Genomic DNA, 24,707 nt, shown 5'->3' with positions numbered 1-24,707 from the left:
CTGAGCCAGAGAGCGAATGAATTTTGCCTGGCGCTCTTTAAGGTTGCGGCACTTTAAAGATCATCAATTTTTTAGGTCAGCGTAGGTTTTCCGACTTGTGAGTCACGGTGAGATTTGCTAGAATAACTCACACACCGATTATTTAGGGCGGACCGACGTCCCCCCTTTTCCTGGTAACAACCCAAACGAGACCTGCTTTGGGTGGACCCTCTGCAAAGGCGCAGGGGGTGTTGTTGGCTATTGCGCCGCGCTGGGGTGCGCACATTCAATGCTGAGCGGAGGAGAAGCCATGGAAGCCGAACAAGCCTGGCAAGTCGTTTTGGGCCAATTGCAAATGGAGATGTCCAAAGCCGCTTTCGACACCTGGGTGAAGAATGCCGAACTGGTGGGATGGAACGATAATTGTTTCACCATCGGCGTCCGCAACGCCTACGCGCGAGACTGGTTAGAAAACCGCCTAACCAGCACCGTTACGCGTTTGCTCAGCGGGCTCATGGAATCGCCCCAACGGGTTGAATTTATTGTCTGGCATAAAGAGGCACCGCTCGAGGCCTCCCCCAATGCCCCGGCATTTGCCCCGGCTAATGGGCGCAACGATGCTCCTCAGCCCCGCACCGTCATCCCCCGCTACCGCTTCGAGAACTTTGTGGTCGGGGCCAGCAACCGCCTGGCTCATGCGGCTTGCCTGGCCGTGGCCGAGAATCCCGCCCGGGCCTACAATCCGCTCTTCATCTACGGCGGCGTGGGGTTGGGTAAAACCCACCTGCTCCACGCCATCGGCAACGCTACGCTTGAACGCGGGTTGCACGTCCTCTACGTATCGGCAGAGGATTTCACCAACGATTTGATTAATGCCATCCGCACGCACACCACAACCGCCTTCCGAGAGCGCTACCGCAACATTGATGTACTGCTGATTGACGACATTCAATTCATTGCCAACAAGGAATCCACCCAGGAAGAGTTTTTCCACACCTTCAATACGCTCTACGGTCAGGAAAAACAATTGGTCATTTCCTCCGATCGGCCTCCAAAGGCCATGATGACCCTGGAAGAACGTCTGCGCTCCCGTTTTGAGTGGGGACTGACCGTAGATATACAGCCACCGGATTTGGAAACCCGCGTAGCCATCCTGCGCTCCAAGGCCGAGCGCGCCGGGCGAGAAGTGCCCGTGGAAATCCTGTACACCATTGCGCGTCAGATTCAATCCAATATCCGCGAACTGGAAGGGGCATTGACGCGTGTGCTGGCATACGCCGACCTGAGCGGGCGACCGCTCAGTCCGGCGCTGGTTGAAATCGCCCTGGCCGATCTCATCCCCCAGCGCAGCCAGATTGACCCCGGCCAGGTGGTCAATGCGGTAGCACAGGTTTTCGGCATCTCACGCGAGCGTCTGCTCAGCCGCGAGCGCTCGCGCGAAGTGGCGCTTCCACGCCAGGTGGCCATGTACCTGCTGCGTGAGGAAGCCAACGTGTCTTTCCCCCAGATCGGCGAAGTGCTGGGAGGACGTGATCACACCACCGTGCTCTATGCCTGTGAGAAGGTCGCCGATATGATCGAGCGTGATGATTACCTGCGCCGCCGGGTCTCCCAGGTGCGCGAGGCTCTCTACGGGCGCAGCATGGCCGGATAAGTCCTGGATGGGATTCAGAAACACCCGCCACCCGCTCCAGAAAATTGGCGCGGGTTTTCTTTTGCCCAAATTTCGGCCTCATGGTATGATTTTAAACATGTCACAGGCAAAAAAGACCACCTCTGGAACGCGATCTCAAACCTCCAAGGGCAAGAACACGCGTAAGCCTCAGGCGGGGGCAATCGGCTCTCAGCCAGCCCCTCACCCCGATGAAAACGAACTGCCCGAGGTCCTGGGTGAAGGCGAGGAAGAAGGGCTTGCCGCCGAGTTAGAAGAACCAATTGCCGCTCCTTCCAGCGAGGATTGGTCGGACTTGGCTCTGGAAGATCCGCTGGAGATTTTAGAGGATCCCGCGCTGGCCGCCGAACTCTCAGAAGACCCGGTGCGGCTCTATCTACGCGAAATCGGCCAGATTGGTCTGCTGGATGCCGATAGCGAGTTCCGCCTGGCCACCTGCATCGAAGCCGACCGACGCCTGGATGCACTGCAAAAGCACATTGACGCGCGCGGTAATGGAAACGGGCGCTACAAAGCCCTCTTCCTGGCTGTGTGCGAGGATCTGCTCACCTCGTGGGAGCGTGTCAAGCAAGATGCTGCCCGCCTGGAGAATACCCTGCCCCCCGACCCACAACTGGTGCTGGCCGAGGCACGCTTGCTGCGCCAAACCTGGCAGAGCAAATCCCCCTCCTACGTGCGCTCCTACATGGATAGCGGCCCCTGGGGACGCGATACGTTCTGGGACGGGCTGGTGCGCAATGTCTTCAACTTCTTCCTGGATCTCTACCTCCTCCCCGCAGAGGCAGCCAATGCCCTGAGCCAGCGCATGGAGAGCGAGAAGGAATTGCCCGATTTGTCCTTCTTCTTCCCGTATTTGAGCGATGAAGAGGTCCTGCGCGCACAGCGCGAGGAGATTCACCAGAACGCTGAAGAAGCCAACAACGTGCTCATCCGCGCCAACCTGCGCCTGGTGGTCAGCATCGCCAAACGCTACCTGGGACGGGGAGTTTCCTTCCTCGACCTGATCCAGGAAGGCAATCTGGGATTGCTGCGCGCCGTCGCCAAATTCGACGCCACCCGGGGTTACAAGTTCAGCACCTACGCCACCTGGTGGATTCGCCAATCCATCAGCCGCTACATTGCTGAGCAAGCGCGCACCATCCGCATTCCGGTGCATCTCTTCGAGGCCATCACCCGCCTACTCCGCGTTCAGCGCTCGCTGATCCAGCAACTGGGGCGCGAACCCACCTACGAGGAACTGGCCCTGGAATCGGGACTGCTCAGCGAAGAGGATGTGCAGGCCATTCTCCTGGCCCGCTCACGTAATCAACCCCTCGACCCCGAACTCCAGCGGCGGTGGGAAGCCGCCACGGCAAAAGTCCAGCGCATCCTCCAATCGGCTGAGGAGCCTGTCTCCCTGGAGCGCCCGGTCGGTGATGAAGAAAGCAGTCAATTGGGCGATTTCATTGAAGATGAAGAAGCCCTGGAGCCCATGGATGCCGCCGCCCGCGAGATGCTGCGCCAACAGGTGCAAAATGCGCTGGGAGCACTGACCGAACGCGAGCGCCAGGTGCTCGAATTGCGCTTTGGCCTCATTGACGGCAAGGACCACACGCTTGAAGAAGTGAGCCGCTACTTCAATGTGACTCGTGAGCGCATCCGCCAGATCGAAGCCAAAGCCCTGCGCAAGTTACGTCATCCCACCCGTAGCCGCCACCTGCGCGAATACCTGACCTGATTCCACCCCCCTTCCCGGAGACGGCGTGCGCGTCCTGCTGCTGCAAAACGATCTCCGCGCTTGTGAGGGGCTGGCGCGCTATTTGCGCAGCCGCGGCCACCAGGTATGGGTCAGCGCCCAACCGGATGAGATCCGCGCTCAGTGGGCCGCCATAGACCCCGATCTGGTATTTCTGGATCTTCACTTTCCGGGTGAAACCTGGTTGGAAACTTTGCGCTTTGTGCGCCAGGATCATCCGCAAGTGCGCCTCATCCTCACCAGCCGTCACCCCGACCTACAACGCGAGATGCAGGCCCGGGCTTACGGCGTGAACAACTTCCTGCGCCAGCCCTTTACCCCGCGCTGGATCGAGGCAGCCCTGCGCCGTGCCGAGGGCGTGGGGGCCGCCACCCAACCCTCGGCGCGCCTCCTGCAGGCTCAAGGCCGGGCTGGGGTGCGCATCCCGGTGCGCCTGAAGATTATCTTACCCTACCTCATTCTGGCCGTCCTCTTTACCCTGGCTGCAGCGTACGTGGTTACCCGTGTGGTTTTTGAGTCAGTCCAGGAACGCTTTTTGAATCAGTTAATCAGCACGGCCCAGCAAAGCCAGAATTGGCTGGCCAACGAGGAGGATCGCCTGCTGGGTACCCTGCGTCTGGTCGCCAACAGTGAAGGGGTAGCGGCCGCACTGGAAGCCAACGATGCGGAAGCCCTGCGCCTGCGCGCGCTCCCGCTGGCCATCAACAGCAACGAAGAAATCGTGGCACTGATCAACCCCCAAGGGCTTGCCACCCTGGTGCTGGTTCACCCCGAAGGAAGTCCCCCGGCCACCTATCAGGCCGTGCGCGAGGACCCCACGTTTCAGTCCGCCGGTTTCGTTCAGAAGGTCCTGGAAGGGCTGGTGGACGCCCAGGGGGATAAATTTGCCGGCAGTCTGCTTACCCCCTGGGGCCGCTATTTCTTTGTCAGCGGGCCGGTCTTCAACGCCGGGAATGAGCGCGTGGGAGCGGTCGTGGTCGGCAAGTCCATCGCCAGCCTGGCGCGTGAGATGCGGGAAGACTTGTTCGGCGAAGTCACCTTCTACGATTTTAACGGCCAGCTGCTCAGCACCACGCTGTATCAGGCCGAGCCGGCCCTCCCGCTGCGGCTGGATGAGGTAGCCCAGGTCCTGATTCACCAGGATCAGCAGAGCCTGAGCCGCACCCTGAGGCTGGGCAGTCTCACCTACGGAGAACTCCTCCGCCCCTGGGAAGCCCGTGGCGGCGAAGACCTCGGCATTTTGGGAATTGCCCTGCCCCAAACCTTTGTCCTCCGCACCAGCCAGGCCACCCGCTGGCAGGTATTCGGCCTGGTGATGATCGCCATCCTCCTGGTCGTGCTGATCGGCGTTTACCTGGCCAACCGCATCACCCGCCCGCTGGCCCAATTGGTGCAGGCCTCGGCCCAGGTGGCCCAGGGAAACCTGGACATCAAAGTCAACCTGCCCGGCAACGACGAACTGGCCCTCCTGGGGCACGCCTTCAACGCCATGATCGCCGGTCTGCAAGAAGGCTCAATCTACCGCGATTTGCTTGGGCGCACCGTCTCACCGGAGGTGCGCGAACAACTGCGCCAGACCTTCGCTTCTGGCAACCTGCGATTGGAAGGTCAGGAAGCCGTTGCCACCGTCTTGATGACCGACATCCGCGGGTTTACCACCCTCTCCGAGCAGGTGGAACCGGCGCGCGTGCTGGCATGGCTAAACGAATACTTCGACCGGTTGGTGCCGATCATCGTTGAAGAGGGGGGTGTGGTGAATAAATTCGACGGGGATGCCCTGCTGGCATTTTTCGGCATCCTGCCGCGCATCCTCAGCCCCAAGAAGAGCGCGCTGGCCGCCTGCCGCGCCGCGGCACGCATGCTGGAAGCCCTGGAAACCCTCAACCGCGAGCGTGTCGAGCGGGGGGACCCACCTCTGATCACCGGGATTGGCATCCACACCGGCATGGTGATCGCCGGCGGCCTGGGCGCGCGGGACCGCCTGCATTACACCATCATCGGCGACACGGTGAACACCACCCAGCGCATCGAAGCCCTGACCCGCACCCTCATTCAGGGCAGTGGCGTGCTGATCAGCCACGCCACCCACACGGCCCTGGCCGAGCACGCCCGGGCTTTCGATCTTCAGTCCCTGGGTCAGCAGCGGGTGCCCGGCAAGCAGGAGCCCATTGAAGTCTATCGGCTGCTGCCCAAGCCCCCTACCGCAGACGCGCCTGCCCTTACGCTGTGATTTTCATTTCCCCCTGGCACAATGCCCCTGGCCCGCGTATAATCGTGCCCATCATGGCCATTTTACGCGCAGGATCGCTATGGAGATGAAACCGCGGCGTCCTTGGTTGCCTTATCTGGCCCTTTTGAGCGGCATTCTGGCGCTCAGCCTGTCCTCACTTTTCGTGCGCTGGGCCAGCGATGCCCCCGGCACGGTCACCGCCTTCTACCGCATGGTCGTCGCCTCGGCGGTTTTCGCCCCCTTCTTCATCCACGAAGTGCAAATGCGGGGGCTTGGCAATGCCCGGCGCTGGCTCTTCCTGCCACTCCTTGGAGGCGCCTTTACCGCGCTGGATCATGCCACCTGGAGCACGGCCCTGCACGAAACCCGGATCGCCACGGCAACCCTGATGAACAACCTGGCACCGCTCTGGGTGGGGCTCTTTGCCGCCCTCATCTGGCGTGAGGCGCTGGGTGGGCGCTTTTGGCTGGGGCTGGCGCTGACGCTGAGCGGCGCCACCTTGGTGCTGGGGAGCGATTTCATCTACCGCCCCCAGTTTAATCAGGGGAACTTCCTTGCGCTGGGCTCCAGCCTTTTTTACGCCGCCTACTTTTTAACCACCCAGCGCGGCCGTGAGCACTTTGCGGCCCTGGTTTACATCTTCCTGGTGACCCTGACTGCCTCGTTGGTGCTCCTGGGCATCAACCTGGGCACCCACCAGCCGCTCATCGGCTTTGCCCCCCGCACCTACCTGGCTTTTTTGGGCGCCGGGCTGGTTTCACAGGTGATCGGCTACTTTTCGGTGGCATATGCCCTGGGCCACCTGCCCGCGGCAGTGGTTGCTCCCACCATGGTCGCCCAGCCCGTGCTGACCGCCCTGATGGCCATCCCCCTGGCGGGTGAGCCGCTCAACCTGACCCAAATCCTGGGCGGGATGATCGTGCTGAGCGGCATCTACCTGGTCAACCTGAGCACGCCCGCGCCGAAGCCGGCGCGCAACGCCACCACAATCCTCTCCGAACCCTGAGAGCCCCCCTCCCGAAAAGTGCCCCGGGCAACCGCTCCTCAGCCGGGTTCCCAGGTCCGTCCCTTCAGGCCAGAGGGGGATCCGGCGCCACAGCAAACCGGCTTCGCCATGGGGGCCCGGCAAGATCGCCATGGCAAAACCGCACTGTGCAAACGCGGAGCGGCCGCGGGTTTCCGGTCGCTGCCCCCTGCCGCCGGCGAAGATACAACGGCGAAAGGCGCGGCTTTAAAAGCCGGGGCAGCGGCGGCAATCCATGCTCACCGCTGCCCGGCTCACCCAATGAGGGGGAATCCGGCTGTTTCAATCCTCGCGGCAGGCCGCACCCGCGGGGATCAGGGGCCTAAGCCCTACCGAAAGTTCGGGTCAGGTATTCCGACCTTCGCATGGGCGATCACGTAGACCGTACCGGAGAACGGCCCTTTATTGGTGTACTGTCCCGGCGCGACCGTGTAGCTCTTACCGAACTTCGGGAACGGCGTAGTGCCGGCGTAGAAGTGGGTTTCCTTGATGATGTGAGGCGAGGAGACACTGTAGTATGCCGTTACGTAACCATTATAGTACGTGACCTCCACGCTACCGACTGGGGTGCCCTTGCCGGTGTCGCACTGGCCAGCCCCGGCCCACAGGTCCAAGACCGTGGTAGATCCAGGAGCAATGGGCGTGGTCCAGCCCCAGTTGGAGAAGGTGGGGATAAAGCAGATGGAGCCACTCCCCTGGCCGTAGGCGGTTTCGTACACGTAGCATTGCACATGAACGGTGAGCGTAGCGGTGGCCGAAGCGAGAACCTCACCATTATCACTGATTACGCTGGCGGTATTGGCGTAGGTGTGATCTCCGCAGTTGGCCTCCCCATAATCTCCCCATTCAAAGGTTTTTGTGTAGCTGAACTGCGCGTCATTCGGGGCAGTGGCCGTACCCAGTTCAGTGCCATTATCCTTGATGGTAACGGTCTTGTTGATTTCCTTGGTGGGAGCGCCCCAAACGATGGGTTTCTCATCAGAATAAGTCGCACGCTCAGTAGTAACGGTGACCACATTAGAGCCCGTAACGTAGCCATCTTCACTGTAAGTGCAGGTAAGCGTGCTGCCCTTGGGAAGGGTATAGGGGAAGCCCACCCCGCAGTTCACGCTGATAGAAGTGCCCGCCAGAACATCCTCCACACCGGTGATGACGGCGTCCAGCGTGCCGGTGTTCTTAATGGTGATTGTGCCGGAAACGTTCCAATCGCTGTCGGTATAGCCTTCGTAGGTCACATCAACGGTCCAGGTGGCGGTCGCCTGGCTGGGCTTATTAGCCCCCTGACCGGGCATGTAGAGATAAATGTCGCTCGGATCAACCGACTTCGCAATGGACCAATTGTGAGTGCGGGTGTAGGAGGTTGTGACGGTCTTAGAAACGGTCAGTTTCTCGTAGTCCGGTTTACCCGGACAGCCGTGGCTGATGGTCAAGATCCAGGCACCTTCCCCCGTATCGGTAACATTGATCCCCGCGTAAGCCGTAAGCCCGCTAAGATCAAAAATAAGGTGTCTCGAAATGGAAAGCCCCACCTGTATTGCTGCCAGAGTAGGTACCACTTCCCGTGCCACCAAGGTAGAGGGTTGCCGAGTCTGCAGAACCGCCATCGGTGGTGAGGATCCAGTGCAGGTAGGGGGTGTAGTCTGACGAACACTTTACGTCCTCCAACCGACCATTTTGGGTTCCCTGCCCTGTCCAGGTAATGGTATCAGGGCCTGTGGCTTCGGGGGTTCCTCCCGAGTCAAAAGCCAGCGCGGCACCTACATAGCCCGCCAGGAGCATCAGCGTCAGCGCCAGGCTGAGGAAGATCTTTACCTTGTCTTTCATGGCTTACCTCCTAATTTTTAGATTCCAGACCAATTTTTTTCGCCGGTGAAACAACAATCCGATACAACGGGCCGGTTTCACTTTGGCTCCCTGATAACTTCGTACGACCAATGGAGTTATCAGATCATCGCCTCCCTGAGAGGCACTTGAAGTGGTGGGGTAAAACCTGATACTTCCCTTTTCCCGTTTTACATCACCCCCTTTCCGGCTTCCGGCAGTCGGGGCCAATACAAAGCACCCACTCCGCTACGTCTCGTTGGGATCGTAACGTTAGAAGAACTAACAAGTTATCTATTCGGTTTATCAATGTAGTCAGCGCCTTAATCTGCACCCCTTTCCAGGGCTAATCGGTACGATCCTCAGGTTTCCGACCTTACAATTTTGTAAGGTCTTTTATTAAGGGATGGCACCCAAAAAGCAAGCAGATTGGATTAAAAAATCCGATTTTTCAGGCAACATCCCCGCAGACTCCATCCTCCTGAATAAATCGAGGGTAATATTCGTTTAATCCTATGAAGCTATCAGGCAAGCCGAAAGGGTCAGGCATGGAGATCACCCCCCTCTCTGCACAGGATGCGGACCTGGTGCACCGGGCACAGCAAGGGGATCGCAGTGCCTTTGCCGAACTGGTGCGCCGCTACCACCCCGGTGTGGTCGGGGTGGTTTACCGCCTGTGCGGAGACCTGCAACTGGCCGAAGACGCCGCCCAGGAGGCTTTCATCAAAGCCTGGTTGAACCTTAACACCTACCGCCCCCTCATGCCCTGGCGCAACTGGCTTTACCGCATTGCCATCAATGCGGCTCTGGACACACTGCGCCGCGAGCGCCACCTGCGCAGCCTCAATGCGACCTCAGACGTGCGGGATGGACAGTCCGACCCCCAGGCACACCTGGAACAGAAAGAGCGCGAGATCCGGGTGCGCCAGACCATCCTGGCCCTGCCACCGGCAACCCGCGCCGTGCTGGTGCTCCGGGAATACGGCGGTCTTTCCTACCGCGAGATCGCCGAGGCGCTGGATATTCCGCTTGGCACGGTGATGTCGCGCCTCAGTGCTGCCCGCCAACGTCTGCGTGAGCAACTGGCGCCCTGGCTCGCCCTTCAGGAGGTAACCTCATGAACGAGCATGTCACTGCCTGGCTGGATGCCTACCAGGATGGAGAACTGCGCCCCTCCCAACGCAGAAAGGTGGAAGCCCACCTGGCCGAATGCTCAGCGTGTCGGGAGGAACTCGCCGCTCGCCAGGCCCTGAGCGCCTGGTTACGTGATCTTCCCGCCGACCTACCCCTCACGCCCTCCGAGCGCTTCACCGCCCAGGTCATGCTCCGCTTACCCGCGCGCCGCACTCCCGTCGCCTCCACACCGCCCAATCTCCTTCCCTGGGCACTGCCCCTGATCCTGCTGCTGGCCTGGGGCCTTTTGCAAGCCATCTCGATCCTGAACGCATGGCTTCAACTAGGAGTGTCCAGCGGTTGGCTGAGCCATCTGCTGCCCGGCCTTCGCCCTGCCGGGAGCAACAGCCTGTGGGTTGGCCTGCTCTCGGCTCTGGGAGGCGCAGCCCCTGCGCCCGGCTTGCAACCGGTACTGCACTGGCTACTTCAAGCCGACCGCTGGTTGGGGGATTGGTTGGGGGTGCTGACCTGGCAGGGGCGGATTATCTTCCTCTACTGGCTCTGGTTAGCTTTCTGCCTCCTGCGCCACCCGCGCACCCCCTCGGTGCCGAGTAAGACCAACGGAACCCTTCTGGCTTAGTGAAAAAGGAGAGATACCATGATAGACCCGATCAAACTCTTAAAGCGTTCCTGGCACATCCTCTGGAATTACCGCACACTCTGGCTCTTTGGGCTGATCCTGGCGCTAACCACCTCAGGAGGCGGCGGGAATGGGGGCAACTTCAGCAACCTGTTTTCCTACCGTGAAAGCGGTCAGCCCCCGCTCAGTGAATTCGAGCGCTGGCTGGAGAACTTCTTTGCCCCGCTGGCCCAGATTCCCGAAGAGCGGTTGATTTCCACTCTGATCGGCATTGGAATGGCCTTGCTGTGCGTCTTTTTGCTGGTGGGGGTTCTGTTCACCATAGCCGCTTATGTCAGCCGGGTCGCCCTGATCCGCCTGGTGGATGACTACGAAGCCCGGGGCCTGCGGCTCCCCTTCCGCGAGGGCTGGCGCCTTGGGTGGTCGCGTTCGGCCTGGCGCCTCTTCCTGATTGACCTTCTGCTTGGCGTGCCCATCTTTCTCCTGGTGGTACTGATGCTGCTGGTGGTTGGACTTTTGATTGCCGGTGCCTCTGCCCAAACCCCCGTGGTGACCGTGCCCACCGTGCTCATCGGCATCGGGGCGCTCGTGGTGCTGGTGCTTTTGCTCATCGTGGTTGGCGTTGTGCTCAATGTCGTCGGGGAAATGGCCCGTCGAATCTGCGTACTGCAAGAGAGAGGCGTCCTGGACGCGCTGGGGCAGGCATTTGGCCTGATCCGTCGCCAGTGGAAGAACGTCGGCTTGATGTGGCTGGTCGTGTTTGGACTGGGAATTGGGTTGGGCATTGTGACGCTGATTCTTCTCTTCCTGCTCATCCCCCTCTACCTTCTCCTCGCCTTCCCGGCTTTGATTGTGGCCGGCCTGCCCGGCTTGCTGATCTACGGTCTCACTTCGCTGTTCCTGGCCCAACCTCTGGCCGTTCTCACCACCCTCATTTTGGTGCTTCCGCTGTTCTTCCTGATCGTGTTCGCACCGCTGGGGCTGCTGGGAGGATGGGAGCACGTCTTCCTTTCCAGCCTGTGGACACTCACCTACCGTGAGATCCTGGCGCTCGAAACCGCCAACCCTGTAAATGGCTCAGCCCAGGCTGATTAATTGTGGTAATAATAAGAGGTAGATCTGGGAAACAAGGGAGCAACGCTATGAAGCGGAAGTGGATTCTCTACCTGGTCATTGCAGGCATCATTGCTGCGGCATTTCTGGGCTTGCGTGCCTGGCAAAATGCCCGTGCAGCCCTCAACACCGCCTTTCAAACCGAACCCATCCAGCGCGGTAACCTGACCGCCTCGGTCGGTGCCACCGGCAGTGTGCGGGCCAATCAAAGCGCTCTCCTGGCCTGGCAAACCAGCGGTCAGATTGGCAAGATCACCGTGGCAGTCGGCGATACCGTCACCGCCGGGCAGGTGCTGGCTGAACTGGAAAAATCTTCGCTCGCGCAAAACATCATCCTGGCCGAAGCCGACCTGGTCGCTGCCAGGCGCAACCTGGAGGAACTGCTCAACTCCGATCTGGCACGCGCACAGGCACAATTGGCCCTGGTGCAGGCGCAGAAGAACCTGGAAGACGCGCAAAAGCGTCGTCAGAGCAAGGATTACGCCCGTGCCAGCCAGGCCACCATTGATGAGGCACGCGCCAACTACATCCTGGCACAGAATGAGTATGAAAAGCAGAAAGAAATTTACGAAGGCTTTGCCAGCCTGCCTGAGGATGATCCGCGCCGGGCTCTGGCGCTTTCCAATCTGGCCAACGCCCAACGCGCTCGCGACCGTGCCCTGGCGAATTTGAACTACCTGCTGGGCAAACCCAATGATCTGGAAGTGGCTGAGGCCGACGCGAACGTGGCGCTGGCAGAAGCCAGACTCAAAGACGCCCAGCGCGAGTGGGAACGGCTCAAAAACGGCCCTGACCCGCGGGATATTCAGGCTGCGCAGGCACGCATTGCCGCGCTTGAAGCTACCCTCAAATTGGCCCGCCTGGAGGCGCCTTTCACAGGCGTGATTACCGAGGTGCGCTCCAAGGTCGGGGATCAGGTGGCCCCCGGCACCGTTTCCTTCCGCCTTGACGACCTCAGCCGCCTGTTAGTGGAGGTCCAGGTACTGGAGGTGGACATCAACCGCATTCGGGTTGGCCAATCGGCCAAACTGACCTTCGACGCCATCCCCGGTAAGGAGTACGCCGCCAAGGTGGTTGAGGTGGGGCGCGTAGGCACCCTGGTCAATGGTGTGGTTAACTTCAACGTCACTCTGGAATTGAACGATGCCGATGAGCAGGTTAAACCCGGTATGACCGCAGCCGTGACCATTCTGGTTCAGCAATTGGAAGATGTCTTGCTGGTACCCAACCGCGCTGTGCGTCTGCGCGAGGGCCAGCGGGTGGTTTATGTGCTGCGCAATGGCCTGCCAACACCCGTGCCTATCCGCCTGGGCGCCACTTCCGAGACTTACAGCCAGGTGCTGGAAGGGGACCTGCGCGAGGGCGATTTGGTCATTTTGAACCCGCCCACGACAACGACGTTCGGCGGCCAACCTCCTTTTAGTCGAGAGCAATAGCCATGGTGGAACAGCAGGACTGGGTCATCGAGGCCTACGGCCTGACTAAAGTCTACAAAATGGGGCAGATTGAGGTGCACGCTCTGCGCGGCGTGGATGTGCGCATCCGTCGTGGTGAGGTGGTTGCCATCATGGGGCCTTCCGGCTCGGGTAAATCTACCCTGATGAACATCCTGGGCTGCCTGGATAAACCCACCAGCGGCACCTATATCCTGGACGGCGAGGATGTCTCACGTCTCAAAGACGACGATCTGGCGCGCATCCGCAACCGCAAGGTGGGGTTTGTGTTTCAAAACTTCAACCTGCTGCCGCGGGCAACCGCCCTCGCCAACGTGGAACTGCCCCTGCGCTACGCGGGTTACAACGGCAACCGTCGTGAGCGCGCGCGTCAGGCGCTGGAGGCGGTGGGGCTGGGCGACCGTCTGCACCATCGTCCGACTGAGCTCTCCGGCGGCCAGCAACAACGGGTGGCCATCGCCCGCGCCCTGGTCAACGATCCGGCCATCATCCTGGCCGATGAGCCCACCGGAAACCTGGATTCCAAATCGGGCAAAGAAATCCTGGAACTGATCCTGCGCCTGAACCGTGATTTGGGCACTACCGTGATCATCGTCACCCACGATCCTACGGTGGCACAGCAAACCCAGCGCATCATCCGCATTCAGGATGGATTAGTGGTGGAGGATGGATTATGAACCTGGGACAGGCTATTTTGGAAGCCCTGGAAAGCCTCAGCGCCAATAAACTGCGCTCCGGCCTCACCATCCTGGGCATCGTGATCGGCGTGGCTGCCGTGATCGCCATGCTGGCGGTCGGCACCGGCGCCCAGAACGTCATCACCGGCTCCATCAGCGGCCTGGGCAGCAACCTGCTCTTCATCTTCCCCGGCAACTTCACCGAACGCGTGCGTAATCCCCAGCCCCTCACCCTGGCAGATGCGCAGGCTCTGGCAGATCCCTTTCAGGTTCCTTCGGTCACGGCGGTGGCGCCCGTATTAAGCGGCACGCGTGAAGTGACATTCGGAAGCGAGCGCACCAGCGTGCAGATTTTTGGGGTCACCTCGAACTATGCAGCCGTGCGCAACTACAGCCTACTGGAAGGCGAATTTATCAATGAAGAGCACATCCTGGGGCAGGCTTCGGTTGCCGTGATCGGCCCGGAAGTCGCGGATCGGCTGTTTGGCCACCGCGAGGGACTGATCGGCGAGGCGATTCGCATTGAAGGGCAACCCTTCCGTATCATTGGCGTCACCGCCCCCAAGGGCGGGAGCAGTTTCGGCAGTCAGGATGATATTGTCCTCATTCCCCTGACAACGGCGCAGGTGCGCGTCCTGCGGCGCGACCGCAACCGCGTGGATCTCATCTACGCCCAGGTTAGCAGGCCTGAACTCGTCCCCCAGGCCATCGAGGAGATTGCACAGGTCCTTCGCACCCGTCACCGCACCGAACTGGGGGTGGATGACTTTACCATCTTCTCCCAGCAAGATTTCGTCAGCACTGCTCAAACCATCACCGGGGTGCTCACCATCTTCCTGGGGGGCATTGCGGCCATCTCCTTGCTGGTGGGGGGCATTGGGATTATGAACATCATGCTGGTTTCGGTGACCGAGCGCACGCGCGAAATTGGTCTGCGCAAGGCCGTTGGTGCTCGCAAGCGCGATATTCTGATCCAGTTTCTCACCGAATCCTCACTGCTCAGCCTCTTCGGCGGGTTGATCGGAATTGCCTTTGGCTGGCTGATCGCCTTTGTGGTGGGGCAGATTGCCGCCGCCAATAACACCCCGCTCAACCCCCAGGTGGGCATAGATGCCATCTTGCTGGCCACCATGTTCTCCACCGCTGTGGGTCTGTTCTTCGGGCTTTACCCGGCCAACCGTGCCGCTAACCTGGAACCTGTTGAAGCCCTGCGCTACGAGTAATCACCTGGCTCCTCGTGCTTTGCCCCCCGGTGTTGCTCTCGCCGCCGGGGGGTCATCTTTTCTCGCTCGGGCCAGACGAGCGGCGGAAGGCCCCAGGCAACGTAAGCCTCAGCGGGAAGGCGGGCGATGAATCGCCAGGGGATGGAACGCCAGGGTTCGGGAGCACGGTCAATGCCCACCCGCGGGCCCACCCGCACCCATGCCTCCGGCACGGCAAAGCCGGGTTCAATACGCAGGGGGCTTTCCGGAATAGTCAGGTCACAGCCGTTAAGACGTCCGTCAATCTGCAGCGCCTGACAGATCTTCGCCGGGCCATTCGTCCATTCCTCAGGCGGCCGCCCGGCGCGGTTGTGAGCGATCTGCTCCACCCCCTCGCAGGGCACAATCGCACGGATCAGCACCGCCGCCGGCTGACCCTCCGGGCCGACCACGGCGTTCAGGCACCAATGCATGCCGTAGGTAAAATAGACATAGGCGCGTCCGGGCGGGCCGAACATCACCGCGTTGCGCGGTGTGCGCCCGCGGCTGGCATGGCAGGCCTGGTCCTCCTCACCAGCGTAGGCTTCTGTTTCGAGGATGTAGCCGGCCAGGCGGCGTCCATCTTCCAGAATGCGCACCAGGCGCTGACCCAACAGCGCCCGCGCCACGCGAGTGACGTCATCCAGGTAAAAATCCGCAGGCAACGGTCGCATATTTTTTCTAATCTCGGTGTTGGAATAAGTGGAAGCATTATAATGAAAAAGCCACTCTACAGTTTGTGAGGTGTCCATGAACTTGCGCCCCGACCCCGGCTTGACGTTTGATGATGTCCTGCTGGTCCCCAAATATTCTGATATTCGCAGCCGTAAAGACGTGGATACCAGCACCTGGCTGACCCCGGGCATTCGCCTGCACATCCCCATCCTCTCGGCCAACATGGATACCGTCACTGAAGCCAGCATGGCTATCGCCATGGCCCAGCAAGGCGGGCTGGGTGTGCTGCATCGCTTCATGAGCATTGAGCGCATGGTCGAGATGGTGCGCAAAGTCAAACGGGCCGAGAGCATGGTGGTCCTGACACCCCTGACCATTCTCCCCAGCGCCAGTGTTGCCGAAGCGCGCCACCTGATGGCCGAAGAAGGCATTGGCGGGCTGGTGGTCGTGGATGAGCACCAGCACTTGCTGGGGCTGGTCACCACGCGGGACGTGCTCCTGGCACCCGATGCCAGTGCCCCGGTCAGCACGGTGATGACCCCACGCGAGCGCCTGATCGTTGCCCGCGAAAACGAAACACTGGAAGCCGCGCGCCACAAACTCTACACCCACCGCATTGAAAAACTGCCTCTGGTAGATGCCGAAGATCGCCTGGCCGGCCTGATCACGGTTCAGGATATTGTCAAAATTCAGGAACATCCTCACGCAACCAAAGACGGCTTGGGACGTTTACGTGTGGGGGTGGCGATTGGGGTGAAGCCAGAAGAGATCGAACGTGCTCAGGCCTGCGTGGAGGCTGGTGCTGACCTGTTGGTGCTGGATATTGCCCACGGGCACTCCGAGCACGCCCTGCGCATGGTGCGTGCGCTGAAACAGAGATTCCCGAACATGCCGCTCATGGCCGGCAACGTCGCAACTGCCGAGGGCGTGCGCGATCTGGTCAAAGCAGGGGCCGATGCGGTGAAAGTGGGGGTGGGGGCAGGTTCCATCTGCACAACCCGCATCGTGACCGGATGCGGGGTGCCCCAGCTCACCGCCATTGCCGAGTGCGCTGCCGAAGGGCACCGTCTGAACGTGCCCATCATTGCCGATGGCGGGATGCGCACCTCGGGTGATGTCACCAAGGCCCTGGCCGCCGGGGCCAGCGCCGTGATGCTGGGCAACATGCTCGCCGGCACCGAGGAAAGCCCCGGGCCCGAGGTCGTGCGCCAGGGGCGCCGCTACAAAATCGTGCGTGGTATGGCCTCTCTCACTGCCAATGTTCAGCGTCGTCGGTTGGAACGCAATGAGGAAGACGTGGAGGAAGAAGAATGGAGTGAGGTCGTCCCCGAAGGTGTAGAGGCTCTGGTGCCTTACCGCGGCAAGGTCAAAGACATTCTCCATCAGATAGTTGGCGGAGTGCGCTCTGGAATGAGTTACGTGGGGGCTCACAACCTCCCCGAATTGTGGGAAAAAGCCGAGTTCATCCGCATTACGCCGGCCGGTAAAGTCGAATCCGGCGCCCACGACGTGGAACTGATCTAATCCGGAGATAAAAATGCGCTTTCGCACCCTGGTTACCTGGATGGTTGTTTCACTTTCCCTGGTGGCTTGCCTGCCCACATATCTCTCCCCTTCGCCTACGCCGCTTCCTCCCACACCCACCCTCACCGCCACCCCTGTCTTCGCCCCACTGACCGCACTGGACCTGCTCAATGCCGAATACACCCTCCTGGATTCTAGCGGCAACCCACGCACCATCCGTTTGAGCGACGGGACCTACCAGACAGGCAATGACCCGGCTAAACCCGACTTTTGGACGGTGCGCCTGGGTGAATTAATGGCCTTTGGAGATCTCAATGGCGATGGACTGGGAGATGCCGTGGCAACCATTGCCGAAAATTACGGGGGAACCGGCGTTTTTGTCAATCTCGTGGCCCTCCTCAACCAGAACGGGTTGCCCCGTCACGTGGCCTCTTACTTTATTGATGACCGCCCCATCCTGGAATCACTGGACATTCGCAAGGGGCTTATTCACCTGGCGGCCACGGTGCACGGCCCGGATGACCCCGGTTGCTGCCCGGCCCTGCCCATGACGTATACCTTCCGCCTGGTGGGAAACAACTTAATGCTCACTCAGGCCACCTCGCAAACCCCCACGGGCCAGGAGCGCCGCATTGATCTGAATGAACCCGTTGACGGCGCGGTGATAAGCGGGGGCACCCTGCGTGTGCGCGGTCGGGTGACCGTTGCCCCCTTTGAAAATACCCTGCGCTATCGCCTCAGCACCGCCCAGGGCAGTACCTGGCAGGTGGGGCCACTCATGGTGGACGCCGCTGACCCTGGCGCGCCGGGGACTTTCGACGAGAGTCTGCAAATCGGCAACCTGCCTGCGGATGAGTACGTGCTTGAAATTGCCGACCTGAGCGCAGCGGATGGACGCATCCTGGCGCTGGCAACAGCACGCTTCAGGATTCCTTAAAGACCCATTCCAATTGCTTCCCTTCCGGAGGATCTCCTATGCCTACCCCTGTCATCGTGGATGCCATTCGTACCCCCATCGGCAACCTGGGCGGCATTCTGGCCGCCGTGCGCCCGGACGACCTGGCCGCTTTGGTCATCCGGGCCATCGTCGAACGCAATCACCTTGACCCCACCCAGATCGAGGAAGTCTATTTCGGCTGTGCCAACCAGGCCGGAGAAGACAACCGCAATATTGCCCGCATGGCCGGGTTACTGGCAGGTCTGCCAGTAGAAGTGGCTGGGGTGACATTTAATCGCCTGTGCGCCTCGGGCCTAACGGCGGTCAACATGGCCGCGCGTGCCATTCGCGTGGGGGAAGGTGAGATTTTCATCGCTGGCGGGGTTGAAAGCATGTCCCGGGCACCCTACTCCATCCCTAAAGCCGAAAAAGCCTTCCCCTTTGGCAACCTGACCGCCTGGGATACCGCACTGGGGTGGCGTTACCCCAATCCTCACATGGTGGAAATGTACGGCATTGAGTCCATGGGCGAGACCGCTGAAAACATTGCCGAGATGACAGGTATTACACGCGAAGAGCAAGATCGCTTTGCCTTGCGCAGCCATCAGCGCGCCATCGCCGCCATTGACTCGGGTCGTTTTGCCGAAGAAATTATTCCGGTGCCGGTTCCTCAACCCAAGGGAGAACCCGTATTGGCAACCACGGATGAGCGCCCGCGCCGCGATACCACTCTGGAAGCCCTGGCTCGGCTCAAGCCCGCCTTCCGTCCGGGGGGCACGGTGACAGCCGGCAACTCCTCCGGGCTGAACGACGGAGCGGCGGCTTTGCTCATCATGAGCGAGGAGCGCGCCCGGGACCTGGGCCTGCGCCCCCTGGCACGCATCCTTGCCAGCGCCGCTGCCGGAGTCGTGCCGCGCCTGATGGGCCTGGGGCCGGTGCCGGCCACGCGTAAGGTCCTAAAGCGAGCCGGCGTGGCCCTGGATCAGATCGGGTTGATAGAAATTAACGAAGCATTTGCCGTCCAGACCCTGGCAGTCATACGGGAATTAGGGCTCAATGAAGAGATTGTCAATGTCAACGGTGGTGCCATTGCCCTGGGCCACCCGCTGGGTTGTTCCGGTGCACGCATCCTGACCACCCTGGTGCATGAAATGCGCCGCCGCGCTTCGGAAATGCCGCGCCCCTTCTACGGCCTGGCCACCCTCTGCGTGGGCGTGGGCCAGGGCGAGGCCACGCTGGTGGAATGGGTGGATTGAGCCATGCGCGTCCTGGTGACTGGTGCCAGCGGGTTCATCGGTGGGCATCTGTGCCGCGAATTGATCGCACGCGGGCATGCCGTGCGCGCTTTTCACCGCCCCACCAGTTCATTGCGTTTATTGGCCGACCTGCCAGTGGAGCACGTTGTGGGCGATTTGACCCAGCCCGAGAGCGTGGAGTCCGCGCTGGAAGGTGTGGAGGTGGTCTTCCACACCGCGGCTCTCCTGGGCGATCGGGCCAACCCGGCCCAGCACTACGCCGTGACGGTAGAGGGAACCCGTAATCTGCTCATGGCCGCCCTGCGCGCCGGGGTACAGCGGGTTGTTCACACCAGTTCCGCCGTGGCATTGGGAATTCCCCCCGGTCCGCCTCGCGCAAACGAGGCCCCAAATTTGTATCTGATGGACGAGACCCATACCTGGAACTACCCGCCGGAACGCTGGCCCTACGCCTATGCCAAATACCTGGCCGAGATGGAAGTGCAGCGTGCGGTGGCACTGGGGCTGGATGCAGTCATCGTTAACCCCACCCTGGTCATCGGCCCCGGCGACCACTACCGTCGCACCCGCTCCATCATTGTCCAGGTCGCCCGGCGACGGTTGCCTTTTATTACCTCTGGTGGCCTGAATGCCGTCCACGTTGCGGATGTGGTTCAGGGTCACCTGCTGGCACTGGAGCGCGGAGGCTGCGGGGAGCGCTACCTGCTGGGCGGTGAAAACCTCACCCTGGGCACGCTGGTCGCCACCATCGCCGGGGTGTGCGGCGTTCCAGCCCCCACTCTAGAATGGCCAGCCGGGCTGCTTCGTGCTCTCAGCCTCCCGTTAAGAGCATTAGAGGCCTATGTAAACCTACCTGTGGAGGCACGTACGCTCGCCCTGGCCGGATATTATTTCTACTACAGCCACGCCAAAGCCCAGGCCGAACTCGGCTATACTCCGCAATACACCGTAGAAACGGCCATTCGCGAAGCCTGGGCCTGGTTTCAGGGGGAACGATAATCAAAACCCCTGCACCACCTCGGCCAGAGTAGCATCCAATTCTTCCAGAATGGCCGGCAGGCTTTCCCGCGGGGTTGTACCCTGAAGTGCCTGGGCAAAGGCATCCTGCAATACCCACTGTGCCTGGCGCCACGCCGGGGTGTTTGGGGGGATCTGCGCAATGGGGATCAAGCCTAATGCCTCGTTCCACACAGGAAGGGACGCTCGGTAATCCTCCAGCAGTGCGGCCGTAGATGGCCCCATTGGGTAGCCCCCACCGGCTCTCACCAGCGCCGCCTGCTGGGCGGGTTCCATCAACCAGCGAATGAAAAGCCAGGTCGCCAGCTCGGTCTGCGGGGTGGTGCGCAGGATGCCGTACGAAAGTCCGCTTATCATCACCAGAGGCTTGTCCTGCCCCGGGTAGGGGCGCACCGTCCACACATCCACACTTTCTTGGCGCCTCATGACTTGCTGTTGAAAGGCCAGATCCAGCACCTCCCCGCTGTAGAAAAGCGCCCGACGCTGTGCGAAGTAAGCGTAAGGAGAAGGATCCCGCCCCACCCAGGCACAGCCGCTATCCACCAGATCGCGCAGGAAGGTCCACGCGGCAAGCGCAGCAGGCTGATTGAAGCGCAGGCGCTCGGTGGAAGCATCCCACTCATGTCGCAGGCCAAAGGCGCGCATCCAGGTCAACGCCGCCAGGGGATCGGTGTTCACCAGCCAGCCCCCTGTGCCGTCATTGGTGCGGTCGGCATCACGGCGATTGGCCGCCGCCGCAGCACACGCTTGTTCTCGCCATTCCTCGGGCGTTTGGGGCGGGGCATGGAAGCCCAGTTCAGCGGCCCAGGTCAGGTTATAAACCAACACGGTCGCACTGCGCTGAGCAGGCAGGCCAATCTGCCAGCCATCCACCTGATCGCTCTGCCAAAAAACCAGCGGAATCTCTGCTCGCCGCGCCTCACTCAGCCCCAGTTCGCCATCGTTGAGCCAATCATTGAGCGGGCGCATGCGCCCATCCCGCAGGTGCCAGGTCAGCAGGGTGGCCGGGGGCGCCACGACTCCATGCGGAGTTTCGCCATCGGGTTGACCGCTCTCCACCCAGTCGGCCAGCACCATGCTGCTCCCTGCCGAACGCACGTGCACGCGAATACCCCAGGGATTATCACGGGTGAATTGCTCTGCCAGACGTCCCATCACCTCGTCCAGAGTTCCCACCCAGGGATACCAGACGTGCACCTCCACTCCCCGCAGGCTCTCGACAGCAAGGGTTGGCGTCACCCCTACCTCCGGCGAGGGGGAGGGCAAACGAGGCGACACAGTGGTGGATGCGGGTGGGGAAGGGAGGGGAGGCGTGGGTGATTGAGGCCCCTGGCAGGCTGCCAGCCCAATTAGCCAGAGAAGTAGCGCCACGTACGCAAGGGAACACCGCCGCCTCATGGCTCAATCAAAATCGGCCGGCCATTCGGGGTGGCGGTAGTGAGCAAACATGCGTGCAATCTCATCCGGTGTGGTGCGCCCTAGCGAGAGCGCTGGAATGGCATCCTCAGCGAAAAAGCCCACCCCATCCGTCTCCAAACTGCTCTGGGGTTCACCGCTTAAAATCTCGCAGCGGATGAAAATTTTATACAGGTGGAAAATATAGGGTGTGTGCCCATGGCGCTTATGGTCGTACAGTGCTAGTAATTTGACCGCCCGCACGCGGTATCCCGACTCTTCCCACACCTCGCGCTCCACAGCATGGCTGGGAGGCTCACCCACATCCACCCAACCGCCAGGCAACGTCCAACCGCCATCCACGCGCTCTTTGACCAGCAACAAACGCCCCTGGTCGTCGAAAACCACCCCACGGATATCCACTTTGGGCGTGGCATAGCCCGCCTCACGCATCAGCACCTTGGCCACCGCCTTTGGCTCAACGTCACTGTGAGCGGCGATGATCTCCGCCGCAATGGCCTGCAAAGCGCGATAGCGTTCTACATCATAGGGGTTATGGGTGTATGCCAGGCCGGATTGGGCCAGCGCCTGGATGCGCTGCGCCCAATTCAACCACTTGAGATCCGTCATAAGCCTCCCGTTTCCTAGCCGCGCAAGCGTGCACCCAAGGTTTGCTCCAGGCGACGGATGATCTTTTGGCGAATTTGCGCCGCTTCGGCATCGGTCAAGGTATGATCCGGCGCCTGATAGGTCAAATTATACGCCAGGCTCTTCTTTCCGACCCCAATTTGCTCCCCGCGGAAAACATCAAACAGGCGCACCCGTGTCAGCAATTTTCCACCCGCCTGACGAATGACCGCTTCCACCTGAGCAGCCGGTACCGCCTCATCTACCACCACCGCAATATCCTCAATCACGGGCGGGTAAACCGGCACCCCCTGGACCTCAAAGCGCTCCGGGACCAGGGAAAGCAACGCCGTGGCATCCAGTTCAGCCACCAGCACAGGCACCGGCCCAAAGTCGTAGCGCGCCTTAACCAGAGGGTGCAACTCACCCAGGTAGCCCAATTCACGCTCACCGCTGTAAAGTGCAGCGCACTTGCCAGGATGCAGGCCGGGATGAGAAGCAGGTTCAATGCGCCATTGAGGCACATGCAAGGCCTCTGCCATCCCCTCTAAAATTCCTTTGAGATCGAAGAAATCGGCCAATGGGGGCTCAGCCCGATCCCAGGCGGGCAGATGACGCATTCCACTGAGCACCAGGGCCAGACGCAAGGGTTCTTCAGGCAGGTCCTGCCCGGCCAACGGCAAGAAGATCGGCCCGATTTCAAAAAATGCCAGCCGCTCAGTCAGGCGGGCGTTACGCTCAGCCACTTCCAGTACCGCCGCGAGCAGGCTGCGGCGCATGACGCTCCGCTCCGGTGCAATCGGATTAGCCAGGCGCACGTAATCTGGCGGCAAGTACTCACCCTCGGCAGGCGCCAACCAGCGCGCCTCACGCTCCGGCGAGGTCAGCCGGTAGGTGACGACCTCCTGCAATCCCAGCCCTGCCAGGACATCACGCAAAGCCTCCTCGGCCTCTAATAAAGGCTGGTTGCGCTGCCACGGCAGGGGATCGGCGGGCAGGGTCTCCGGTAAACGGTCGTAACCGTACAGGCGCGCGATCTCCTCAATCAGATCTGCCTTGCCAATCACCCCCTCCCCAATATCCAGGCGATGCGGCGGGACCCTTGCAACCACCGTCTCGCCTTCAACCCGGCAGGTGAATTCCAGACGCCGCAAGAGATCCGCTACCTCCTCAGCCCGGAGTGAAATCCCCAGCCAGCGCTGGACTTCCGCCTCGCTCAAGGTAACTTCCGGATCCACCTGAGGTTTCGGGTAGGCGTCCACCAGCCCCTCCGCCACCCGACCACCGCTCCAGGCCGCCATGTAAGCCAGGCACACGCGCACTGCCTCGGGGGCCAGGGCAGGGTGCACACCGCGGACAAAGCGGTAAGCCGCTTCAGAACTCAGACGCAGGGCTGACGCCGTACGCCTCACATTGACCGGATTCCAGGTTGCTCCTTCCAGGAGCACATTGTGCGTGTTTTCGGTCACCTCGCTTTCCAGCCCTCCCATGATGCCCGCCAGCGAAAGGGGACCGGCCGTGTCGGTAACCAGGATCATGTAGGGCTCCAGCACACGCTCCACGCCATCCAAAGTGGTCAGGCGCTCCCCCTCCCGAGCCGTCCGTGTGATAATGGTGGGGGGCTTGCCCCCGGCGCGGGCGGTGAGCACATCGTAATCGAAAGCGTGCAGCGGCTCGCCCAGCATCAGCATGACGTAATTGGTCGCATCCACCACACTGTTAATCGGTCGCATACCTGCCAGGCGCAAACGCCGTTGCACCCAATAGGGACTGGGGCGCGGGGTGACCCCCTCGATCAGCCCCAGCACAAAACGCGGGTTGAGCTCAGGATCGGTGATCTGGATCGCTGCTCGCCCTTCGATGGAAGCCCCCCGTTCAAAAGGAGGCAGGGGTGGTTGACGCAGGGGTTTGCCTGTCAGAGCCGCCAGTTCACGCGCCACGCCCAGGATGCTGGCATTACGAATCATATTGGGCAGGATGGCGATCTCCAGCACCGCATCCCCCATATAATCCACCAGCGGCATCCCCACAGGGGCTTCCTCATCTAGAATAATGATGCCCTCGTGTTCTTCGGAAATTCCCAATTCCTTCTCCGAACATACCATTGAGAAGGATTCAATGCCGCGGATTTTAGCCCGCTTGAGAGTGGTCAGCACAAAACCTGGCTGATGCCCATCGTAAATACGCGCCCCTTCGCGTGCATAGGCGACCTTCAACGGCCTGGGCAGTGGCCCCTGGCCCTTATACGGGAACAGATTAGGCGCACCGGTGAGCACGGTAAGCGTCTCACGACCATCGTTAAGGCGGCACAGCACCAGACGATCCGCGTTGGGATGCGGCATGACCTCTTCAATCTGCGCAACTACAATCTTATCCGGATCCCACGAGAGGCCTTCGATCTTAAACTCGTGGGCCCCTTCGGGCATGGGCAATCCCACCAGGCGAATTTCTTCCACTTCCAGCCCGGCCATGGTCAGACGATAAGCCAATTCGGGCAGCGAGAGATCAATCTCCACAAAATCCTTCAACCACGAGAGAGGAACTTTCATGTGACCTCCATGCCATGCGAGAAGATAA

19 protein-coding genes and 2 pseudogenes are annotated in these 24,707 nt (G+C 60.9%); 15 read left to right on the top strand and 6 right to left on the bottom strand.

Annotated features, from left to right (window positions below; genetic code table 11):
* Nucleotides 1-289: 289 nt before the first annotated feature.
* The 5 genes and pseudogenes from dnaA to SE15_RS00930 all read left to right on the top strand — a co-directional run bounded on the left by dnaA (nucleotide 290) and on the right by SE15_RS00930 (nucleotide 6,622).
* The gene (gene dnaA, locus SE15_RS00945; RefSeq protein WP_054520234.1) at nucleotides 290-1,633 is read left to right on the top strand and encodes a chromosomal replication initiator protein DnaA; all 1,344 of its coding nucleotides are present in this window, start codon (nucleotides 290-292) and stop codon (nucleotides 1,631-1,633) included.
* Nucleotides 1,566-2,090: pseudogene (locus SE15_RS14870) on the top strand (sigma-70 factor domain-containing protein); the annotation flags it as partial. The gene dnaA and the pseudogene SE15_RS14870, both read left to right, overlap by 68 nt.
* Nucleotides 2,091-2,498: 408 nt before the next feature.
* Nucleotides 2,499-3,368: pseudogene (locus SE15_RS14865) on the top strand (sigma-70 family RNA polymerase sigma factor); the annotation flags it as partial.
* 25 nt (nucleotides 3,369-3,393) lie between these two features.
* Nucleotides 3,394-5,616, top strand: coding sequence for a cache domain-containing protein (locus SE15_RS00935; protein ID WP_054520232.1), 2,223 nt, complete (start codon nucleotides 3,394-3,396; stop codon nucleotides 5,614-5,616).
* An 85-nt stretch (nucleotides 5,617-5,701) separates the two neighbouring features.
* Entirely contained in the window at nucleotides 5,702-6,622 is a 921-nt protein-coding gene (locus SE15_RS00930) for a DMT family transporter (protein WP_160316633.1), read from the top strand.
* Between the two features lie 347 nt (nucleotides 6,623-6,969).
* Here SE15_RS00930 and SE15_RS00925 read toward each other — a convergent pair whose 3' ends face one another.
* Nucleotides 6,970-8,244 carry a hypothetical protein gene (locus SE15_RS00925; RefSeq protein WP_152965491.1) on the bottom strand — a complete coding sequence of 425 codons (1,275 nt, stop codon included), beginning with the start codon at nucleotides 8,242-8,244 and terminating at the stop codon, nucleotides 6,970-6,972.
* The gene (locus tag SE15_RS00920) at nucleotides 8,135-8,464 is read right to left on the bottom strand and encodes a hypothetical protein (protein ID WP_054520229.1); all 330 of its coding nucleotides are present in this window, start codon (nucleotides 8,462-8,464) and stop codon (nucleotides 8,135-8,137) included. The genes SE15_RS00925 and SE15_RS00920 overlap by 110 nt, the downstream gene beginning before the upstream one ends.
* A gap of 545 nt (nucleotides 8,465-9,009) precedes the next feature.
* Between SE15_RS00920 and SE15_RS00915 the strand changes: the two genes are divergently transcribed.
* From SE15_RS00915 to SE15_RS00890, 6 genes are read left to right on the top strand one after another with little or no spacing between them, the layout of a single operon-like run.
* On the top strand, nucleotides 9,010-9,582 hold the full coding sequence (locus tag SE15_RS00915) for an RNA polymerase sigma factor (RefSeq protein ID WP_054520228.1): 573 nt from the start codon (nucleotides 9,010-9,012) through the stop codon (nucleotides 9,580-9,582).
* Nucleotides 9,579-10,214 (top strand): anti-sigma factor family protein, encoded by a 636-nt coding sequence (locus SE15_RS00910; RefSeq protein WP_054520227.1) that lies wholly within the window; start codon nucleotides 9,579-9,581, stop codon nucleotides 10,212-10,214. The genes SE15_RS00915 and SE15_RS00910 overlap by 4 nt, the downstream gene beginning before the upstream one ends.
* 18 nt (nucleotides 10,215-10,232) lie before the next feature.
* Nucleotides 10,233-11,309 carry a DUF7544 domain-containing protein gene (locus SE15_RS00905; RefSeq protein ID WP_054520226.1) on the top strand — a complete coding sequence of 359 codons (1,077 nt, stop codon included), beginning with the start codon at nucleotides 10,233-10,235 and terminating at the stop codon, nucleotides 11,307-11,309.
* A 47-nt stretch (nucleotides 11,310-11,356) separates the two neighbouring features.
* Entirely contained in the window at nucleotides 11,357-12,763 is a 1,407-nt protein-coding gene (locus SE15_RS00900) for an efflux RND transporter periplasmic adaptor subunit (RefSeq protein ID WP_054520225.1), read from the top strand.
* A gap of 2 nt (nucleotides 12,764-12,765) precedes the next feature.
* The gene (locus tag SE15_RS00895) at nucleotides 12,766-13,458 is read left to right on the top strand and encodes an ABC transporter ATP-binding protein (protein WP_054520224.1); all 693 of its coding nucleotides are present in this window, start codon (nucleotides 12,766-12,768) and stop codon (nucleotides 13,456-13,458) included.
* Nucleotides 13,455-14,681 carry an ABC transporter permease gene (locus tag SE15_RS00890; protein WP_054520223.1) on the top strand — a complete coding sequence of 409 codons (1,227 nt, stop codon included), beginning with the start codon at nucleotides 13,455-13,457 and terminating at the stop codon, nucleotides 14,679-14,681. The genes SE15_RS00895 and SE15_RS00890 overlap by 4 nt, the downstream gene beginning before the upstream one ends.
* Here the strand turns inward: SE15_RS00890 and SE15_RS00885 are convergent.
* Nucleotides 14,672-15,373: a DNA-3-methyladenine glycosylase gene (locus tag SE15_RS00885; RefSeq protein ID WP_083461762.1), complete on the bottom strand. Its 702-nt coding sequence runs from the start codon at nucleotides 15,371-15,373 to the stop codon at nucleotides 14,672-14,674. The genes SE15_RS00890 and SE15_RS00885 overlap by 10 nt on opposite strands.
* Nucleotides 15,374-15,449: 76 nt before the next feature.
* Between SE15_RS00885 and guaB the strand changes: the two genes are divergently transcribed.
* Genes guaB through SE15_RS00865 form a run of 4 tightly spaced genes read left to right on the top strand, consistent with a single transcriptional unit; the run spans nucleotide 15,450 to nucleotide 20,090 of the window.
* Nucleotides 15,450-16,898, top strand: coding sequence for an IMP dehydrogenase (gene guaB / locus SE15_RS00880; RefSeq protein WP_054520222.1), 1,449 nt, complete (start codon nucleotides 15,450-15,452; stop codon nucleotides 16,896-16,898).
* 13 nt (nucleotides 16,899-16,911) lie between these two features.
* Complete coding sequence (locus SE15_RS00875; protein WP_054520221.1) at nucleotides 16,912-17,835, top strand: Gmad2 immunoglobulin-like domain-containing protein; 924 nt, start codon at nucleotides 16,912-16,914, stop codon at nucleotides 17,833-17,835.
* 38 nt (nucleotides 17,836-17,873) lie between these two features.
* Complete coding sequence (locus tag SE15_RS00870) at nucleotides 17,874-19,091, top strand: thiolase family protein (protein ID WP_054520220.1); 1,218 nt, start codon at nucleotides 17,874-17,876, stop codon at nucleotides 19,089-19,091.
* Nucleotides 19,092-19,094: 3 nt separating this feature from the next.
* Nucleotides 19,095-20,090, top strand: a complete 996-nt coding sequence (locus tag SE15_RS00865; protein ID WP_054520219.1) for an NAD-dependent epimerase/dehydratase family protein — start codon at nucleotides 19,095-19,097, stop codon at nucleotides 20,088-20,090.
* On the opposite strand, the gene SE15_RS00860 is transcribed toward SE15_RS00865, so the two are convergent.
* Genes SE15_RS00860 through pheT form a run of 3 tightly spaced genes read right to left on the bottom strand, consistent with a single transcriptional unit; the run spans nucleotide 20,091 to nucleotide 24,679 of the window.
* Nucleotides 20,091-21,506: an extracellular solute-binding protein gene (locus SE15_RS00860; protein ID WP_083461599.1), complete on the bottom strand. Its 1,416-nt coding sequence runs from the start codon at nucleotides 21,504-21,506 to the stop codon at nucleotides 20,091-20,093.
* Between the two features lie 3 nt (nucleotides 21,507-21,509).
* A complete protein-coding gene (locus SE15_RS00855; protein WP_054520217.1) occupies nucleotides 21,510-22,133 on the bottom strand; it encodes an NUDIX hydrolase in 624 nt (207 codons plus the stop codon).
* Nucleotides 22,134-22,147: 14 nt separating this feature from the next.
* Nucleotides 22,148-24,679: a phenylalanine--tRNA ligase subunit beta gene (gene pheT / locus SE15_RS00850; RefSeq protein ID WP_054520216.1), complete on the bottom strand. Its 2,532-nt coding sequence runs from the start codon at nucleotides 24,677-24,679 to the stop codon at nucleotides 22,148-22,150.
* Nucleotides 24,680-24,707 lie beyond the last annotated feature (28 nt).

This window comes from Thermanaerothrix daxensis (assembly GCF_001306145.1).
In the GTDB taxonomy this organism is placed as follows: Bacteria; Chloroflexota; Anaerolineae; order Anaerolineales; family Anaerolineaceae; genus Thermanaerothrix; species Thermanaerothrix daxensis.
This window is presented reverse-complemented; position numbering and strand designations above follow the sequence as displayed.

What these genes read in the sequence shown, in the direction of transcription:
- dnaA (WP_054520234.1), top strand. Translation starts at nt 290, where the DNA reads ATGGAAGCCGAACAAGCCTGGCAAGTCGTTTTGGGCCAATTGCAAATG.
- SE15_RS00930 (WP_160316633.1), top strand. Translation starts at nt 5,702, where the DNA reads ATGAAACCGCGGCGTCCTTGGTTGCCTTATCTGGCCCTTTTGAGCGGC.
- SE15_RS00925 (WP_152965491.1), bottom strand. Translation starts at nt 8,244, where the DNA reads ATGGCGGTTCTGCAGACTCGGCAACCCTCTACCTTGGTGGCACGGGAA.
- SE15_RS00920 (WP_054520229.1), bottom strand. Translation starts at nt 8,464, where the DNA reads ATGAAAGACAAGGTAAAGATCTTCCTCAGCCTGGCGCTGACGCTGATG.
- SE15_RS00915 (WP_054520228.1), top strand. Translation starts at nt 9,010, where the DNA reads ATGGAGATCACCCCCCTCTCTGCACAGGATGCGGACCTGGTGCACCGG.
- SE15_RS00910 (WP_054520227.1), top strand. Translation starts at nt 9,579, where the DNA reads ATGAACGAGCATGTCACTGCCTGGCTGGATGCCTACCAGGATGGAGAA.
- SE15_RS00905 (WP_054520226.1), top strand. Translation starts at nt 10,233, where the DNA reads ATGATAGACCCGATCAAACTCTTAAAGCGTTCCTGGCACATCCTCTGG.
- SE15_RS00900 (WP_054520225.1), top strand. Translation starts at nt 11,357, where the DNA reads ATGAAGCGGAAGTGGATTCTCTACCTGGTCATTGCAGGCATCATTGCT.
- SE15_RS00895 (WP_054520224.1), top strand. Translation starts at nt 12,766, where the DNA reads ATGGTGGAACAGCAGGACTGGGTCATCGAGGCCTACGGCCTGACTAAA.
- SE15_RS00890 (WP_054520223.1), top strand. Translation starts at nt 13,455, where the DNA reads ATGAACCTGGGACAGGCTATTTTGGAAGCCCTGGAAAGCCTCAGCGCC.
- SE15_RS00885 (WP_083461762.1), bottom strand. Translation starts at nt 15,373, where the DNA reads ATGCGACCGTTGCCTGCGGATTTTTACCTGGATGACGTCACTCGCGTG.
- guaB (WP_054520222.1), top strand. Translation starts at nt 15,450, where the DNA reads ATGAACTTGCGCCCCGACCCCGGCTTGACGTTTGATGATGTCCTGCTG.
- SE15_RS00875 (WP_054520221.1), top strand. Translation starts at nt 16,912, where the DNA reads ATGCGCTTTCGCACCCTGGTTACCTGGATGGTTGTTTCACTTTCCCTG.
- SE15_RS00870 (WP_054520220.1), top strand. Translation starts at nt 17,874, where the DNA reads ATGCCTACCCCTGTCATCGTGGATGCCATTCGTACCCCCATCGGCAAC.
- SE15_RS00865 (WP_054520219.1), top strand. Translation starts at nt 19,095, where the DNA reads ATGCGCGTCCTGGTGACTGGTGCCAGCGGGTTCATCGGTGGGCATCTG.
- SE15_RS00860 (WP_083461599.1), bottom strand. Translation starts at nt 21,506, where the DNA reads ATGAGGCGGCGGTGTTCCCTTGCGTACGTGGCGCTACTTCTCTGGCTA.
- SE15_RS00855 (WP_054520217.1), bottom strand. Translation starts at nt 22,133, where the DNA reads ATGACGGATCTCAAGTGGTTGAATTGGGCGCAGCGCATCCAGGCGCTG.
- pheT (WP_054520216.1), bottom strand. Translation starts at nt 24,679, where the DNA reads ATGAAAGTTCCTCTCTCGTGGTTGAAGGATTTTGTGGAGATTGATCTC.